The organism is Psychrobacillus sp. NPDC096389 (assembly GCF_044762855.1).
Classification (GTDB): domain Bacteria; phylum Bacillota; class Bacilli; order Bacillales_A; family Planococcaceae; genus Psychrobacillus.
Window position 1 is genome coordinate 781,627 of record NZ_JBIWFB010000001.1, and the last position, 18,739, is coordinate 800,365.

At 39.3% G+C, this 18,739-nt stretch carries 15 protein-coding genes; all 15 read left to right on the plus strand.

Features of this window, described 5'->3' with window-relative positions:
- Positions 1-201: 201 nt before the first annotated feature.
- The 15 genes from ilvB to prfB all read left to right on the plus strand — a co-directional run bounded on the left by ilvB (position 202) and on the right by prfB (position 18,718).
- Positions 202-1,923, plus strand: coding sequence for an acetolactate synthase large subunit (gene ilvB / locus ACIQ38_RS03675; RefSeq protein ID WP_402819593.1), 1,722 nt, complete (start codon positions 202-204; stop codon positions 1,921-1,923).
- Complete coding sequence (ilvN, locus tag ACIQ38_RS03680; RefSeq protein ID WP_402818129.1) at positions 1,920-2,432, plus strand: acetolactate synthase small subunit; 513 nt, start codon at positions 1,920-1,922, stop codon at positions 2,430-2,432. Before ilvB ends, ilvN begins: the two co-directional genes overlap by 4 nt.
- A 73-nt stretch (positions 2,433-2,505) precedes the next feature.
- Positions 2,506-3,540, plus strand: coding sequence for a ketol-acid reductoisomerase (gene ilvC / locus ACIQ38_RS03685; RefSeq protein ID WP_402818132.1), 1,035 nt, complete (start codon positions 2,506-2,508; stop codon positions 3,538-3,540).
- On the plus strand, positions 3,527-5,071 hold the full coding sequence (locus tag ACIQ38_RS03690) for a 2-isopropylmalate synthase (RefSeq protein WP_402818135.1): 1,545 nt from the start codon (positions 3,527-3,529) through the stop codon (positions 5,069-5,071). Before ilvC ends, ACIQ38_RS03690 begins: the two co-directional genes overlap by 14 nt.
- A gap of 18 nt (positions 5,072-5,089) precedes the next feature.
- The gene (leuB, locus tag ACIQ38_RS03695; protein WP_402818137.1) at positions 5,090-6,190 is read left to right on the plus strand and encodes a 3-isopropylmalate dehydrogenase; all 1,101 of its coding nucleotides are present in this window, start codon (positions 5,090-5,092) and stop codon (positions 6,188-6,190) included.
- A 20-nt stretch (positions 6,191-6,210) separates the two neighbouring features.
- Entirely contained in the window at positions 6,211-7,626 is a 1,416-nt protein-coding gene (gene leuC / locus ACIQ38_RS03700) for a 3-isopropylmalate dehydratase large subunit (protein WP_402818140.1), read from the plus strand.
- 136 nt (positions 7,627-7,762) lie between these two features.
- Positions 7,763-8,344 (plus strand): 3-isopropylmalate dehydratase small subunit, encoded by a 582-nt coding sequence (gene leuD, locus ACIQ38_RS03705; RefSeq protein ID WP_402818143.1) that lies wholly within the window; start codon positions 7,763-7,765, stop codon positions 8,342-8,344.
- 71 nt (positions 8,345-8,415) lie between these two features.
- Positions 8,416-9,345, plus strand: coding sequence for a threonine/serine dehydratase family protein (locus ACIQ38_RS03710; RefSeq protein ID WP_402818145.1), 930 nt, complete (start codon positions 8,416-8,418; stop codon positions 9,343-9,345).
- Positions 9,346-9,702: 357 nt separating this feature from the next.
- Positions 9,703-10,548, plus strand: a complete 846-nt coding sequence (locus ACIQ38_RS03715; RefSeq protein WP_402818148.1) for a VOC family protein — start codon at positions 9,703-9,705, stop codon at positions 10,546-10,548.
- A gap of 406 nt (positions 10,549-10,954) precedes the next feature.
- A complete protein-coding gene (locus tag ACIQ38_RS03720; protein WP_402818151.1) occupies positions 10,955-12,643 on the plus strand; it encodes a methyl-accepting chemotaxis protein in 1,689 nt (562 codons plus the stop codon).
- Between the two features lie 175 nt (positions 12,644-12,818).
- On the plus strand, positions 12,819-13,313 hold the full coding sequence (locus tag ACIQ38_RS03725; RefSeq protein WP_402818154.1) for a C40 family peptidase: 495 nt from the start codon (positions 12,819-12,821) through the stop codon (positions 13,311-13,313).
- 129 nt (positions 13,314-13,442) lie between these two features.
- Positions 13,443-13,823, plus strand: a complete 381-nt coding sequence (locus tag ACIQ38_RS03730; protein WP_402818157.1) for a PilZ domain-containing protein — start codon at positions 13,443-13,445, stop codon at positions 13,821-13,823.
- Positions 13,824-13,934: 111 nt separating this feature from the next.
- Positions 13,935-14,492 (plus strand): ribosome hibernation-promoting factor, HPF/YfiA family, encoded by a 558-nt coding sequence (hpf, locus tag ACIQ38_RS03735; RefSeq protein WP_402818160.1) that lies wholly within the window; start codon positions 13,935-13,937, stop codon positions 14,490-14,492.
- A 585-nt stretch (positions 14,493-15,077) separates the two neighbouring features.
- A complete protein-coding gene (gene secA / locus ACIQ38_RS03740) occupies positions 15,078-17,588 on the plus strand; it encodes a preprotein translocase subunit SecA (protein WP_402818163.1) in 2,511 nt (836 codons plus the stop codon).
- Positions 17,589-17,613: 25 nt separating this feature from the next.
- Positions 17,614-18,718, plus strand: a protein-coding gene (gene prfB, locus ACIQ38_RS03745; RefSeq protein WP_402818166.1) for a peptide chain release factor 2 whose coding sequence is annotated in 2 segments (ribosomal slippage) — positions 17,614-17,688 and positions 17,690-18,718 — 1,104 coding nt in all. Because the reading frame shifts where the segments join, the coding sequence is not laid out codon by codon here.
- Positions 18,719-18,739 lie beyond the last annotated feature (21 nt).

The window sequence follows — 18,739 nt, forward strand, 5'->3', positions numbered from 1 at the left end:
GTTTTGGTCGGTTGTCTGCGAGGTAGCGGTTGCGCTATGAACTAGGGTGGTACCATGAAAAGAATTTCATCCCTATACAAAAGAACGATAGTTTTTTTGTGTGGGGTGAAATTCTTTTCTTTTTATATAAGAGTTTTAACTGGACGATTTGATCAAAAGGAGGAAATTATGATGAAGATGACTGTTGAAGAAACAGAACAAATGTATGAAGAGCCCGAAACCTCGGCAGCTCCGAAACAATTGGATGGTGCAGATGTTTTAATTGAAACATTAAAAAAGCACCAAGTTGAAGTAGTTTTTGGTTATCCAGGTGGGGCAGTTTTACCGATTTATGATGCGCTTCATAAAAACCCAATTAGACATATTTTAGCTCGTCATGAGCAAGGAGCAATTCACGCGGCGGAAGGATATGCTCGTGTTTCTGGAAAAGTAGGAGTAGTTATTGCTACCTCAGGCCCAGGTGCAACAAATGTCGTAACGGGAATTGCAGATGCAATGATGGATTCAATTCCACTCGTTGTTTTCACAGGGCAAGTTGCAACGACAGTAATCGGAACAGATGCTTTTCAGGAAGCGGACATCATCGGTATTACACAACCAATTACAAAACATAATTACCAAGTAAAAGATGTAGCTGACTTACCAAGAATTATTCATGAAGCTTTTCATATTGCTTCCACAGGTCGTCCAGGACCAGTCGTCGTAGATATTCCTAAAAATATGGCAACAAGTATATTTAACCCGAATGATATGGCATCAGTTGAAGTAAATCTACCAGGCTATCAACCGACGACAACACCGAACTATTTACAAATTCAAAAAGCAGCACAAGCTATTTCGACAGCGAAACAGCCGCTTATCTTAGCTGGAGCAGGTGTATTATTTGCAAAAGCTTCTGATCAGTTAGTCGAGCTGGCTGAAAAATACCAAATTCCTGTAACGAACACTTTACTCGGTTTAGGAACCATTGAAGGAAATCATCCGCTGTTTATCGGAATGGCAGGAATGCACGGAACCTATACAGCAAATATGGCGATTCAAACTTGTGACTTACTCATCAACGTCGGAGCAAGATTTGATGACCGTTTAACTGGTAACTTAGCCCACTTTGCACCTAATGCAAAAGTGATTCATATCGATATAGATCCCGCGGAAATCGGAAAAAATGTACCAACGGAAATTCCGATTGTAGCGGACGCAAAAGAGGCTTTAACGGCTTTACTAGAACAAAACGCTCCAAATGGCAATACGGCAGCATGGTTAGAAAGCTTACAAATCAATCAAGAGGAATACCCACTGTTCTATCATGCAAGTGAAGAAAGAGGTCTTCTTCCACAGCAAGTAGTAGAACTTGTTCACGAATACACAAATGGAGATGCAATTGTTACTACGGATGTAGGGCAACACCAAATGTGGGCAGCACAGTACTATAAATTCAACCAACCCCACAACTGGGTAACATCCGGTGGACTTGGAACAATGGGCTTCGGCTTCCCGGCAGCAATTGGCGCCCAGCTTGCAAAGCCAGAAGCAAAAGTAGTTTCGATCGTTGGAGATGCTGGATTCCAAATGACCTTGCAGGAATTATCCCTTTTGCAAGAAATGCGTATTCCAGTAAAAATAGTAATCTTGAACAACCAAGCACTTGGAATGGTTCGTCAGTGGCAAGAGACATTCCATGGGGAGCGTTATTCCCAGTCTTTAATTCCTGTGCAACCAGATTTTGTGAAACTGGCAGCGGCTTACGATTTGAAAGGATACAAAATCGAAACGTATGAAGATGCAAAGGTGCAATTAAAAGAAGCATTGGAATCAGACGAACCGGTATTGATCGATTGCCGAGTTGTGCAAAAAGAAAAAGTATACCCAATGGTGGTACCAGGTACCGGACTACATGAAATGATTGGAGTGAAGCCAGAATGAAACGCATCATTACTGTAACCGTGATTAACCAAAGCGGCGTTTTAAACCGCGTAACTGGCCTTCTCATGAAACGTCAGTTCAATATTGAAAGCATCACAGTAGGTCATACAGAACAACAGCAAATTTCTAAAATGACCTTTGTCGTAAATGTAGAAGATGAACAAAAGCTCGAACAACTATTAAAGCAACTACAAAAACAAGTAGATGTGCTCAAGGTCAACGATATAACGGAAAAATCGATTGTCGTAAGGGAACTCGCACTTGTGAAAGTAGTGGCACCACCAGCAGTAAGATCCGAGATCAATAGTATTGTAGAACCATTCCGAGCAGCAACAATTGACACAGGCAAAAATGTCGTGACTTTCCAAGTAACTGGTAACTCAGAAAAAATTGATGCATTTATCGATTTGCTCAAACCATATGGCATTAAAGACTTAACGAGAACAGGCGTTACGGCATTTGTAAGGGAAACTCAAAAAGTCGCTACACCGCAACTATCTATTTTATAAGCAACACTAAAATTAGTAACAAAGTTCTATACTCTCATATAAATTAAAAAACAATCCTTAGGAGGAAATTAAAATGGCTAAAATGTATTATAACGGAGATATCAACGAAGGACTTTTACAGGACAAAACAATCGCAATCATCGGGTACGGATCACAAGGTCACGCACACGCACAAAACTTAAAGGATTCTGGATTCAATGTAGTAGTAGGTATTCGTGCAGGTAAATCTTTCGATCAAGCAAAAGAAGACGGACTAGAAGTATATTCAGTAAAAGAAGCAGCTGAAAAAGCAGACGTTATCATGATTTTATTACCAGATGAAAGACAAAAAGCAGTATATGAAGCAGAAATCCAACCAGCATTAACTGCAGGCAAATCTTTAGTATTCGCACACGGATTTAACGTACACTTCGATCAAATCGTACCTCCAGCAGATGTGGATGTATTCCTTGTAGCACCAAAAGGACCAGGTCACTTAGTACGTAGAACATTTGAAGCAGGAGCAGGAGTACCAGGATTATTCGCTGTATACCAAGATGCGACTGGTAACGCAAAAGACCTAGCTTTAGCATACGCAAAAGGAATTGGAGCAGCTCGTGCTGGCGTACTTGAAACAACATTTAAAGAAGAAACAGAAACAGATCTATTCGGAGAGCAAGCAGTACTTTGCGGTAGTACAACTGCAATCGTAAAAGCTGGTTTTGAAACTTTAGTAGAAGCAGGATACCAACCTGAACTTGCTTATTTTGAAACATTACATGAATTAAAGCTGATCGTTGACTTAATGTACGAAGGTGGAATGGCTACAATGCGTTCTTCTATCTCGGATACAGCTGAGTGGGGAGATTTTGTATCGGGACCACGTATCATCGATGCTTCTGTAAAAGATCGTATGAAAGACGTATTAACAGATATCCAAAGCGGTAAATTTGCAAAAGAATGGATTGAAGAAAACGAAACAGATCGTCCAAAATATAATGCAATCAAAAAAGCAGAATCTGAACATCAAATCGAAGTAGTTGGTGCAAAACTTCGCGAAATGATGCCATTTATCAATGAAGGTAAAAAACAAGTGAAGAAAGAAGTGGTGACGAGTGCGCAAAATTGATATTTTTGATACGACGCTTCGTGATGGTGAACAATCAGCAGGAATTAATCTAAACACGCAAGAGAAGTTAGAAATCGCACGTCAACTTGAAAAGTACGGAGTTTCCATTATTGAAGCAGGTTTTCCTGCTTCATCCCCTGGGGACTTTGAAGCGGTTAAACTCATTGCAGATACGGTGAAAAATTCAGTAGTGACGGGGTTAGCTCGTACGATCAAAGGTGATATTGAAGCAGCTTGGGGGGCTTTAAAAGGTGGAGTGCAACCTCATTTACACACATTTATCGCAACATCCCCAATTCATATGCAAACAAAGTTAAATAAAACACCAGAGCAAGTGATTGAACTTGCTGTTGAATCAGTGAAACTAGCAAGAAAATATTTTCCACTCGTACAATGGTCCGCAGAAGATGCAACTCGCTCAGATAAAGACTTTCTTGTTCGCATTATTAATGAAGTGATTAAAGCAGGAGCAACAACTATTAATATTCCAGATACAGTAGGGTATGCAACACCTATTGAATATGGTGCTTTATTCCGATACTTATCTGAAAATGTGACGGGCATTGAAAAAGTGAAGCTTTCCGCTCACTGTCACGATGATTTAGGATTAGCAACAGCAAATACATTAGCAGCAATTGAAAATGGTGCTTTACAAGTAGAAGGTACGATCAACGGTATTGGTGAACGGGCTGGAAATGTAGCGCTAGAAGAAATTGCAGTTGCACTACATATTCGCAATGACTACTACCAAACAGAATCTGGCATCATTTTAAAAGAAACAAAACGCACAAGTCAGCTAGTAAGTAAGCTAACAGGTGTAGCAATCCAACCAAATAAAGCGATAGTAGGGAAAAATGCTTTTGCACATGAATCTGGTATTCACCAAGATGGAATGCTGAAAAACCCAGAAACGTATGAAATTATTACTCCGGAATTAATCGGAGATGCATCTACTGAACTTGTACTTGGTAAACACTCTGGTCGCCATGCATTCTCTAGCCGCGCTGTGGAAATGGGCTTCCATTTAAGTGATGAAAAACTAAATGCCGCATTCGCAGCATTCAAGAAATTAGCAGATTCGAAGAAAGAGATCACAGAGGATGATTTATTTGTTTTATTAACAGATCAACAAGTAAAAACGTCTGAAGTCGATGTCTATGAACTAGAAAGTGTGCAAGTGCAATATGGAACGTCCAACATTCCGACCGCTACGGTTCAAGCGAAAACACCATCTGGTCAAGTGGAAGTTGTATCATCTACGGGAGCTGGTTCTGTAGAGGCGATTTTCAATACGCTTGAAAAGCTTGTGAATGGAAAAGTTCATATTATTGATTATCGTGTATCTTCTGTATCAAAAGGTCGGGACGCACTTGGAGAGGCTGTCATTAACTTGACTTTCAACGATGTGGTTTCCATTGGTCGCAATGCTTCACAAGACGTATTAGAAGCATCTGCAAAAGCGTACTTAAATGCCATTAATCGCCAATTAATAAAAGCGTATTATCAAGAAAGAGTGCCAGTAGTCAATTAAAAAACAGGAGTGAATGAGATGGAAAAGACGATAACGGTATTACCAGGAGATGGAATCGGTCCAGAAGTAACCGGAGCAACTGTAAAAGTGCTTCAAGCCATCGAAAAACGATTTAATCATACGTTTAACTTTCAATATGCTTTGATCGGTGGAGCGGCAATTGATGCTTGCGAAAATCCACTTCCAGAAGAAACGATTAACTTATGTAGCGAAAGTGATGCCATTCTCTTAGGTGCAGTTGGTGGGCCTAAATGGGATCAAAATCCATCTCATTTACGCCCGGAAAAAGGATTACTAGCCATTCGCAAACATTTTGGACTGTATGCGAACATCCGACCAGTCAAAGCGATTCCTGCATTACTAGGAGCTTCACCTCTTAAAAAAGAAATCGCAGAATCAGTAGACTTAGTCATTGTTCGTGAATTAACTGGCGGTTTATACTTTGCCGAACCTCGTAAGAAAACAAAAGATTACGCAATCGATTCTCTCGTTTATACACGGGAAGAAATTGAGCGCATTGTGGATACTGCATTCCAACTTGCTCGTAGCCGCAGAGGAAAACTTGCTTCTGTCGATAAAGCCAATGTACTCGATTCAAGTAAGTTATGGCGCGAAATTGTGGAAGAGAAGAAACAAGGATATCCAGATGTAGAAGTGGAACATATGCTTGTGGATTCGACTGCGATGAAGTTGATCACGAAGCCAGATGCATTTGACGTTATTGTAACGGAAAATATGTTTGGAGATATTTTAAGTGATGAAGCATCCGTTATTACGGGTTCTTTAGGAATGCTAGCATCTGCAAGTACAAGAGGAGACGGTTTTGGTTTGTACGAACCAGCTCACGGTTCTGCTCCTGACATTGCAGGTCAAGACAAAGCAAACCCAGCAGCGACTATTCTTTCAGCGGCAATGATGCTGCGTGAAGCATTCCAAATGGAAACAGAAGCAGCGGCGATGGAAGAAGCAGTATTTAATGTACTAAATGATGGCAACTTCACAGCAGATTTACAAACAGAAGGCAAACGCGTTCTTTCCACAATGGAATGGACAGCAAAAGTATTAGAAGAATTAGATTCAGAATTTGTTTCCGATAGTATTATGTTTACGTATGTCTAACCAAAAGGAGAGAAACTAAAATGGCAAAAACGATAATTGAGAAAATTTGGGATGAACACGTAGTATATGAGGAAGAAGGAAAACCAGACCTTCTCTATATCGATTTACACTTACTCCATGAAGTGACATCTCCGCAAGCTTTTGAAGGGTTACGACTAAACAATCGCAAAGTTCGTCGTCCGGATCTTTGCTATGCAACGATGGATCACAACGTACCAACTCGTAATAGAGAACAGATTAAAGATGAAATTGCACGCAAGCAAATCAATACATTGCAAGAAAACTGCGAAGAATTCGGAATCCCACTTGCCAATATGGACCATCCAGATCAAGGAATCGTGCATATTATCGGCCCAGAGCTTGGTTTAACGCAACCAGGTAAAACAATTGTTTGTGGTGATAGCCACACTTCTACTCACGGCGCGTTCGGTGCGATCGCTTTCGGAATTGGAACTAGCGAAGTAGAGCATGTTCTTTCTACGCAAACACTTTGGCAAGCAAGACCGAAAACGATGGAAATTAAAGTAACAGGCGAACTAGGTTACGGAGTTGCAGCAAAAGATATTATTCTAGCAATTATTTCGAAATTCGGAATCGATATGGGAACAGGTTATATCGTAGAATACACAGGCGAAGCTATTCGTAAACTATCGATGGAAGAGCGTATGACAATCTGTAATATGTCTATCGAAGCAGGAGCTCGTGCAGGCTTGATTAGCCCTGATGCGACGACTGTTGAATTCCTAAGAGGTCGCGAACATGTTCCAACTGGTGAAGCTTTTGACAAAGAAGCAACACGTTGGTTAGCACTCGCTTCTGACGAAGGTGCAATTTACGATAAAACAGTTGAAATTTCAGCTACTGAAATCGAACCTTTTGTTACTTGGGGTACAAATCCTTCCATGGGTTCAGGAGTTTCTAACAATATTCCACTTACAACAGATTTCTCAGAAGCAAGCGACCGATCAGCACATGAAAAAGCACTTGCTTATATGGGACTAGATGAAGGAATGCCAATAACGGATATCGCTATTAGTAATGTGTTCATTGGCTCTTGTACGAATGCTCGTCTAAGCGATTTACGCACAGCAGCAAGCGTTATTGAAGGACGTAAAGTACATCCAACTGTAAAAGCAATTGTTGTACCAGGATCACAAACCGTGAAAAAACAAGCAGAACAAGAGGGCATTGACCGAATTTTCCTTGAAGCAGGATTTGAATGGCGTGAATCTGGATGCAGTATGTGTCTAGCGATGAATGACGACATCGTTCCGGCTGGGGAACATTGTGCTTCTACATCTAACCGTAACTTCGAAGGTCGTCAAGGCGCAGGATCTAGAACACATCTGATGAGCCCAGCAATGGCAGCTGCAGCAGCAATCGAAGGCCATATTGTAGATATTCGCAAGTTCCAACTAGAATCAGTAGGGGTTTAGACCCCTACTGATTCTAGTAAGCCTCCGGCGGATGTCACGGATTTTGTAAAGGAGTTCATCGAACAAGTTCGATGCAAAATCTGGACGCAAATACGCCAAGGCGAATTTGATTTAGAATGCGTAAGGAGGAAAAACGATGGAGCCTATTAATGAAGTAAAAAGTGTCATTACCCCTTTAAATCAAAAAAACGTCGATACCGACCAAATTATTTCGAAAGAATTTCTAAAAAGAATCGAGCGCACAGGTTTCGGTAAGTACTTGTTTTATCACTGGCGCTTTGATGCTGAAGGAAATTCAATTCAAGACTTTGTGCTAAACGATGCACGTTATAAAGATTCTACTATTTTAGTAGCGCATGATAACTTCGGATGTGGATCATCACGTGAGCACGCTCCGTGGGCAATTCTTGACTATGGTTTCCGCGTAGTCATCGCTCCAAGTTTCGCGGATATTTTTTATAATAACTGCATGAAAAATGGAATTCTTCCTATTAAATTGTCTGTAGACGAAGTGGAAGCTATTTTGAGTAAAGAAGAATATAAGGTAGAAGTAAATTTAGAAGAACAAACGGTAACAGGAGCGGACGGTGCTGTCTATTCATTTGACATTGATCCGTACCAAAAGAAAATGCTTCTAAATGGATGGGATGAAATTTCATTGACCTTCCAATATGAAGATCATATTCAAGCTTTTGAAAACAAAAAATTAGCAAACTAGGAGATGGTTTTGTTGGGAATTCATACGACACTGTAGGTTTATTTGAAGCATCAGAAAAAGTAGCGGAGTTCGTGCATCGTACACCATGTAAAATGTCGACTACATTAAACGAAATGACGGGTAAGCAAGTATACTTGAAATTAGAGAATTTGCAAAAAACAGGTTCATTTAAAATAAGAGGTGCGATGAATAAGGTATCACAGCTAACGGAGGCAGAGTGCGAGAAAGGATTAATCGCCGCTTCCGCAGGGAATCACGCACAAGGAGTTGCCTATGCTGGCAAAGCACGCTGTATTCCGGTAACGATTTACATGCCGATTGGTACACCGGAAACGAAAGTAAACGCCACAAAAGGATATGGAGCTACAGTAAAGCTAGTCGGACAAAATTTCGACGAAGCCTATGTTGCGGCAAGAGAAGAACAGCTTCGAACAGGGGCAACGTTCATCCATCCATTCGACGATTTAGCCATTATCGAAGGTCAAGCGACAGTTGCGATGGAAATGCTGCAGCAAAGTCCAGGAATCGATACCATTGTCGTTCCAGCGGGGGGCGGTGGTTTACTCGCAGGCACTTTACTTGCTGTGAAATCGACCCGTCCGGATATCCGTGTCATTGGCGTGCAACCAGCAAACTCACCTGCCATTGCTACTGCTTTTAAAGGAAAAAATGGGGGACTCATCCCATTCCAAGGCAAAACAATCGCAGAAGGCATCAACGTGAGAGTACCAGGCAAGCTGACGATGAACATTATTCACTCTCTCGTCGACGACATCATCACAGTATCGGAAGCAGAAATTGCATCTGCAATCCTCTTCATGCTCGAACGCGAAAAAACACTTATTGAAGGTGCTGGAGCCGCAGCAGTAGCGGCAGTGTTGAACCACCACATGCCATCCGCATCACGAAATATAGGAATTATCGTAAGCGGAGGGAACTTTGACATCAGTAAACTCGCTGAATGCCAGCAAATGTCGTTCCAAGTTCCATTAGCAAAATAAACTATTATCAAACCACTAGTCTATGAGTAGGCTAGTGGTTTTTTTGCGCGTGGCGGGAGATCTTGCGATTTGGGAAGGCTATTTTGCGATTCGGAGGCAGTATCTTGCGATTCCACCCCTCAATCTTGCGATAAAGAGAGGTTACCTTGCGATTCCACCCCTCAATCTTGCGATAAAGAGAGGTTACCTTGCGATTCACCATTCCTATCTTGTGATTAGGGGAAACTGTTCCAATATCTTACGATTTTCAATAAATCAAGTATCTTTTATCCAATCCTCATTTCATCTACTTGACTTTCATAAGTAACTAAAATATAATTACTTACGAAAAGTAACTTAAAAAGAGGAGAATATTAAATGAAATATCATAATAAACCATACACTTTCGTAGAACTAGTGGAATTAAAAGTAATGAACTTAGAAGAATCACTTGCATTTTATCAACAAGTAGTAGGATTTAAAGTATTGGAAAAACAAGAGAACCAAGCACTTCTAACAGCTGATGGGAAAACAGCATTACTTTCCCTTGAGCAACGACCAGACTTCGAACCAAAAAACCAAAAAACAACTGGTCTATATCATTTCGCATTATTACTTCCTACACGTGCGGATCTAGGTGCAGTATTAAAACATTTTATCGAAATCAATATTCGAGTTGGAGCGGGAGATCACTTAGTAAGTGAGGCTCTTTACTTAAATGACCCAGATGGTAACGGCATTGAAATTTATAGCGACCGCCCAGATACAGAGTGGAAATGGAATGGTGAACATGTTGCAATGGACACACTTCAAATCGATGCGCAAAGTATTTTAGCGGAAGGCGCAAGCACTAAGTGGGAAGGTCTACCAGCAGGCACTGTAATGGGACATATTCATTTACATGTTGCAGATTTACAAGCTGCTGAAAAATTTTACAATGCATTAGGACTTGAAGTTGTTACTCCATACCCAGGTGCATTATTCATGGCGACAGGGAAATACCATCACCATATCGGGATGAACACATGGGCGGGCGTTGGAGCACCGGCTGCTGCGGATAATATTGTAGGATTAGAAGCTTTTACTTTAGTTTATCCAAGCAATGAAGTATTAAATACGGCAATTGAAAACTTGAAAAAAATTGGAGCACCACTTACAGAAGAAAATGGTATCTCCATTACAAATGATCCATCACAAAATAAAATAAAACTAATCGTCAAATAATTAAAGGGCGCCTTCGATTAGGCGCTCTTTTCAATATAATAAAATCCAAATAAAGGATGCCGGCAATCAGTTTCCAGTGAAAGCAACCTTTCCTCCCCCATAAGCAATCAATCACTCCACCAAGACTAAATCTTCTCCCTCATTCCCTCTATTTATATACAATTTCCACTGATCACCATTCGACAAATTATTCTTATTCGACAATACAAAATAACAGACAGATTTTATGTAGAAAAAACATGAATAATTTTATTTTCATTTTACATATTCAAGCAGAAAACGACATTGTATATAAGGTTGTTAAGACATAATTTTTCTGTTTGTAAAGTTACTGTAAAGTTTTGAGAAAGACGCTCTAAACGGCGGTATAATATGCTATATTTCCAAGTGGGAGGTCTCATTACCTATGAAAAAATGGTCTAGAATTCCACTGAGAACGAAGTATTTAATTGCAATTATTAGTTCTTTTATCTTATTCGGCATTATGACAGTGTTATTAATTGTTCAAGTGATTCACAATCAAAAACTGTCCGATAAGTTAGAGGTATCATCTGAAAATGTCGAGAACGCAGATATTATGCGGGCAGAGGTAGCTAGTTTATACATAGCGATTTCCCTTTTTGCGGGTGACCCGTTAGAGGAATTCGACAAAGACTATGAAGCAAAGAAAACCAATCTGGCAGAGCTAGTACCGACAGCAAGTAATCGAATGGCGCATATTGATTGGGAAAACTTCACAAAAACATTGAATAGTATTCAAACGACTTATGAAAGCAATTTAAAAAAATCAGTTGTTAATAAAGAAAATGTTGCCAAACGTCGCCAGCTTCAATCGATCAATGAAAAATATAATGTATTGATCGAAATGCTTGATGCGACGAGAGAGCGAGAGTCCAATAATCGCCAATTAATAATCGATGATATGAATGCAAGTCAGCAAAATACGATAGTCATAGTAGTTGCTTCTTTCTTAATAGCTGGGCTGTTCTCAATCATTTTATTGTTGCTGACAAACCGACAAATAAGAAATCAACTTTCCAATGTAGCATCATCAGCTAAAGAAATTTCGAAAGGAAATTTACTAGTGAAGCCGATACATATTTCGACAAAAGATGAAATCGGCGAAGTATCGATGGCGATGAATGAAATGAAAAACAATCTAACCGAAATGGTTGAAATGATTAAACTAACTGCTGAAAAGTTAAGTATCGATAGTACTACATTAAAAGGATATTCTGAGGAAACAGTAGAGAGTTCCAATATCGTACAATTAGCAATCAATGAAACTAGTGTAAGTATGGTGGAGCAAAAAGAAGCGTCGATTGGAATTCGGGCATTTCTAGAGGAATTTTCACGAACATTTGAAAGTGTATCTGAAAAAGCAGTGGCATTAAATAATCATGCGTCAGTTGCAGTAGAAGTAGCTGATGCGAGTGCGGATGCGATGAAAAAAGCAGCAGCGGAAGCGGCACATTTACGTTCTTTATTCAAAGCAGCAGATAAAGAAAGAAAATTATTACAAGAGAGAACGGAAGAAATCGCAAGAATGACCTCTATCGTGCAATCTATTTCTAAACAAACAAATTTACTCGCTTTAAATGCCGGAATAGAAGCTGCGAGATCCGGTATACATGGAAAAGGTTTTGCTGTCGTTGCAGAGGAAGTAAAAAAACTGGCTGATGAAGTGTCGGTTACAGCAAATACGATTAACAGCATTTCCAACTCTATTTCACATCAAGGACAGGAAATGGAAATGGTTTTTGCAGAAGGGCTTTCTACATCCAAAAATAATGCAACTTCATTCCAGCTATTACATGAAAAATTTGATACTATTGTGTCTTTTATTCGCGAATCCAAAAACCAAAACGATCATATGACAGATTCGATTAGGACAATCGAACAGGAAAAAAATATGTCAGAAAAACTAATTTTTGAGTTAACAGAATCGATCGAAGCAAATACCACCCAAATGGAACAAACCGTAGAATTGCTAGTATCCAATGTTCAAACGATTGAGTCCTTGTCAGCGTTAATAAGCGATATTAGTGAACAAGCAATGATATTAGAAGCTTCAACGGCACGTTTCGTTGTATAATTTCAGCCCAAAAAGTCTTGATAACAGACTTTTTGGGCTTTTTCTTTTCAATTAAGTAATATTCGACCTCTTTGTAATATAATTGTTACACAAATGTAAAATTCGGAGGTTCTAAAGCGTGATAAGATGAATTTAGATAATTTTTCTGAAAATTTTAGTCGCTCGGAGGAACATGATGAATTACAAATCTATGTCGCAAAAAGTCATTGCTATATTCATATTATCTATACTATTAGTTACAGCACCATTCGCAGGAAATACTGAGGCAGCAAGTTCAGTAGACTCAAAAGAATTAGTAGCAACAGCTAAAAACTTAATAGGGATTAAATATCGCAGCGGTGGAACTACAAAAGCAGGATTTGATTGTTCAGGATTTGTAAGCTATGTGTATGATGGTTTAGGTGTCAGTCTACCTCGTAGTTCATCAGGTATGCATGCATCAGGTTCTAAAGTAGAGAAGGCTGATTTAGTATCTGGAGATTTGGTTTTCTTCAATACAACAGGTAAAGGCGTTTCACATGTTGGTATATACATAGGTGACGGTAAGTTTATCCATTCATCGACTTCTCAAGGCGTGAAAATCGATAAATTGAACGACCCACATTATTGGGGAAAACGCTATGTAGGAGCTAAACGAGTGACGGATGTAACAGTAGCTACAAACAAATAAACATATACAAGAGCGCTCTATCGTATAATTGACGATAGGGCGTTCTTTTTAGTTAAAATGTAATTGAAAAAAATGTGGCCCGAAGTCATAATGGAGTAAAAGTGATTCAAAGTAAAGGGGAGATAAAATATGCACTATAAAAGAAAAGAATCCTTCCGCTATACCTTTACTGAACCGTGTGAAGCAACTTTTCGATTAATAAAAGATGCATCAGGATTAACAGCACAAGAAATATCCAAAAAAGGGACTTGTAAAATTATCGATATAAGTCCACATGGCTTGAAAATGTTTACCGAATTTTCCATTGCAATCGATAAACAGCTTCATGTAGAACTTCATTTTACAATAGACGAATCACCGATTAATTTAGTGGGTGAGTTTGTTTGGTCACACAAAAAATTGGATGGGTATGAATATGGTATTAACCTCCCTTCTGATATTAATACAGAGCAATTAATTATTAGTGAATTAAAAAGCCTTCGTAGAAAATCGATGAACTTAGAAAAGTAAAGATTATTACATCATTCGACAAAAAATAAATAAATTCTTAAAAGTAAGAAGGATATTTCGGATGGGATGTTGAATCATATATATAGAGTTAAATTTAAAGGAGGAGTTTTCATGCTAAACTTTAACATTCGTGGGGAAAATATTGAGGTAACTCCTGCAATGCGAGAACATGTTGAAGGGAAAATTGAGAAAGTAGACCGTTACTTCAACGAGGAAATCGAGGCAACAGCTAACGTCAATTTAAAAGTGTACAACGATAAGCAAACGAAAGTAGAAGTAACGATTCCTATGAAAAATTTAACACTACGAGCAGAGGAACGCCACTCGGATATGTATGCTGCTGTGGACCTCATCGTAGACAAGCTAGAAAGACAAATACGTAAATATAAAACAAAAGTAAATCGCAAATTCCGTGAACGTGAAGGGGTCGCTACTTATTTTGCAACTGTAGACGCACCAGATGCCCCTGAAGTGCAGTCGGACGAAGAAGCATACAATATTGTTCGTACAAAACAATTCGATCTAAAACCAATGGATCAAGAAGAAGCTGTATTACAAATGAATATGCTTGGACATAATTTCTTCATCTTTACCGATGCAGAATCCAATGGCACAAACATCGTCTACAAACGAAGAGACGGCAAATACGGCCTAATCGAAACAAACTAACTAAATCCACACCCCTCAAACTTGAGGGGTGTTTTCTTTTGACTAGGAAAAAATGGAAGTTCCTTGCTTGATTAGAAGAAATAACAGGTAAACCAATTTATAGAATGAGTAGTTCATGGATAGTGCGTCGTAAGGTGACCGCCTGCCTTCGCGCTGTTGCAAAAATATTGGCTCATTATTCTTGAATAATCATTACAATTTCTAAAAGCGCAACATTTTGGGACATTTGTACAACTTTTATAAAAACGAATCGCAGTCATAGTCGTCTCAATCCAAGTGATACTTGCTGTTAGTTGCTTTCAAGGGCAATTTAGTTGCTTTCGACCTAGTATTAGTTGCTTTCAAAGATTGATTGGTTGCTCTAAGCCATTAATTGGATTTTCTCAATTGAAAAACTGGAGAAGATTAAGTTTTTTAACTGTCCAGCACTGAGAAGTAGACAAATTATCACAAACTTTCCTTATAATAACCTCTATATTCAGCATTTATTTCAATCTCTATTACCCAATTGTAAATTCGCTTATTTGCGTGAGTTTCTATCGAATGGTAAAATGGGGAGTAAGACTAAATGGGAAGTGAAAATAGATGCTTGGTGTATTAAATAAAGTATTCGATTTAAATAAACGTGAAATTAAACGATTAGAAAAAATTGCAGATCAAGTTGAAGCATTGGCTGGCGAAATGGAAGCAAAATCCGATGAGCAGCTAACTGCAAAAACAGAAGAGTTCCGTGCTCGTTATGCAAAAGGAGAAACACTGGACAAGCTGTTACCGGAAGCATTTGCAGTAGTACGTGAAGCAGCGAAGCGAGTATTGGGCTTGTACCCTTTCCGTGTCCAAATTATGGGGGCAGCAGCTCTTCATGAAGGAAATATCGCAGAGATGAAAACGGGGGAAGGGAAAACCCTTACTTCTACCATGTCTGTGTATTTAAATGCAATTCCAGCACTTGGAGCACATGTTGTAACGGTCAATGAATATTTATCTAGCCGTGATGCTGCAGAAATGGGGCAATTGTATAATTTCTTAGGGTTATCAGTAGGATTAAATTTAAATTCATTATCTAAAGAAGAAAAACGGGAAGCATATGCAGCGGATATTACGTATTCGACGAATAATGAGCTTGGTTTTGACTATTTACGCGATAATATGGTGTTGTACAAAGAAGACAAAGTACAACGTCCACTTCATTATGCCGTAATCGATGAAGTCGATTCTATTTTAATCGATGAAGCAAGAACGCCATTAATTATTTCAGGGCAAGCAAACAAAGCGGCATTATTGTACAAACAAGCAAATGCTTTTGTCCGTACACTGATTATAGAAACGGACTATACGTACGAAGAGTCTACTAAAGGCGTTACGTTAACGGATGTTGGGGTTGAAAAAGTAGAAAAAGCCTTTAATATTGAAAACTTATTCGATTTGACACATGTTCGTTTAAATCATGCAATTAATCAATCATTGAAAGCCCATGCTTCGATGCATTTAGACGTGGACTACGTAGTGCAAGACGGCGAAGTAGTCATCGTTGACTCGTTCACAGGACGTTTGATGAAAGGTCGTCGCTATAGCGATGGATTGCACCAAGCGATTGAGGCAAAAGAAGGATTAGAAATTCAAAACGAATCGATGACAATGGCAACAATTACGTTCCAAAACTTTTTCCGTATGTACGATAAATTATCTGGTATGACTGGTACGGCAAAAACAGAGGAAGAAGAGTTCCGTAATATTTATAATATGAATGTTATTGCCATTCCAACAAACCGCACGATTGCAAGGGATGACCGTGCAGATTTAATCTATGCGTCCATGAACGGAAAATTTGAAGCTGTAGCTGCAGATATTGCAGAAAGAAATAAAGCTGGTCAACCTGTTCTGATCGGTACAGTTGCAATTGAAACGTCTGAAATTATTTCTAAATTGTTAACAAAACATGGCATTAAGCATAGTGTATTAAATGCGAAAAACCATGAATCTGAAGCAGAAATCATTGCAACAGCAGGACATTTAGGTTCTGTTACAATTGCGACAAACATGGCTGGACGTGGTACTGATATTAAATTAGGCGACGGTGTTTTAGAAGCTGGCGGTTTAGCGGTAATTGGTACAGAGCGCCACGAATCACGCCGAATTGATAATCAGTTACGTGGACGTGCTGGTCGTCAAGGGGATCCAGGGGTAACTCAATTTTATCTTTCGATGGAAGATGAGCTGATGCGTCGTTTCGGTTCAGATAATATGCGTAATATGATGTCCAAATTAGGCATGGATGATTCACAACCGATTCAATCGAAAATGGTTTCTCGTGCTGTAGAATCGGCGCAAAAACGTGTAGAAGGAAATAACTTCGACTCACGTAAACGCTTATTGCAGTATGATGATGTTTTACGTCAACAACGTGAAATTATTTATAAAGAGCGTAATGAAGTATTGGAAACTGATAATATGCGTGCACTTGTGGAATCGATGATTTTCGGTGCAATCGAGCGTTTAATAGGCTCTAATACTGCTTCAGAGAATAAGGCTGAGTGGAGTTTAAAAGGAATAGTAGACTACGTACAAGCGAATTTATTGCCTGAAGGCGTTATTACATTAACAGACTTAGAAAACTTGTCTCCTGAAGAAATGATTGAGAAATTGAAAGAAGAAGTAATCCGCTTCTATGACGCGAAAGAGGAAGAAATGACTCCAGAGCGCATGCGTGAATTTGAGAAAGTCGTATTACTTCGTTCGATTGACTCTAAATGGATCGACCATATCGATGCAATGGATCAGCTGCGTCAAGGGATTCATTTACGTGCATACGGGCAGACAGATCCGCTTCGTGAGTACCAAAGCGAAGGGTTTGCAATGTTCGAAGCAATGGTCGATGCCATCCAAGAAGACGTTGCGAAATATGCAATGAAAGCAGAAATTAGAAACAACTTAGAACGTGAAGAAGTAGCAAAAGGGCAAGCGGTCAATCCAAAAGAAGAAGGTGGACCAGTTAAGAAGAAACCAGTTCGCAAGGAAGCAGCAGTTGGAAGAAATGACTTATGCCCATGCGGAAGTGGAAAGAAATTTAAAAACTGTCACGGAACTGGGCAGTAATCGAGAAAGTCGGAGGAATAACAATATGGTAGAAATAGCAGTAGTACGTAATGAATTGGATCGAACAGCAGGGAAATTAGAAGACTTTAGGGGGTCTCTTTGACTTAGAAAACAAAGAGGTCCGCATACAAGAATTAGAAGAGCTGATGACATTTCCTGACTTTTGGGATGATGCACAAGCTGCACAAAAAATAATTAATGAACTAAATGCATTGAAAGCTATCGTAGAGCAATACAATGATTTAGTATCTACGCAAGAAAACTTAGAGATGACACTTGAACTTATTAAAGAAGAGCCAGATGAGGAATTACAAGAAGAACTTGGATCGGAATTGAAAGAGTTCACAAATTCATTAGGTGATTTCGAATTACAATTGCTATTAAGTGAAGAATATGACAAGCATAATGCAATTTTAGAATTGCATCCAGGTGCTGGTGGTACCGAGTCACAAGACTGGGGTTCCATTTTACTTCGTATGTATCAGCGTTGGGCCGATAAACATGGCTTTAAAGTAGAAACGCTCGATTACTTACCTGGTGACGAGGCGGGTATTAAATCGGTCACATTGCTTATAAAAGGGCATAATGCTTATGGCTATTTAAAAGCGGAAAAAGGTGTACATCGTCTTGTCCGTATTTCACCTTTTGATTCATCTGGTCGCCGCCATACATCTTTCGTTTCGTGTGATGTTATGCCGGAATTCAATGATGAGATTGAAATTGAAATTCGTAACGAAGATTTGAAGATTGACACATACCGTGCTACTGGTGCCGGTGGTCAGCATATTAATACGACCGATTCAGCTGTACGTATTACTCATTTACCGACGAATACGATTGTTACTTGCCAAACCGAACGTTCACAGATTAAAAATCGTGAGCACGCGATGAAATTATTGAAATCGAAATTGTATCAATTAAAAATTGAAGAACAAGAAGCACAACTTGCAGCAATCCGTGGGGAACAAAAAGAAATAGGATGGGGAAGTCAAATCCGTTCTTATGTGTTCCATCCATACTCCATGGTAAAAGATCACCGTACGAACGAAGAGAGCGGAAATGTGCATGCAGTTGTTGATGGTGAATTAGATCAATTCATCCACGCATTTTTACGTTCACGCATAAACTAATAGACGAAAAATACTTCGATG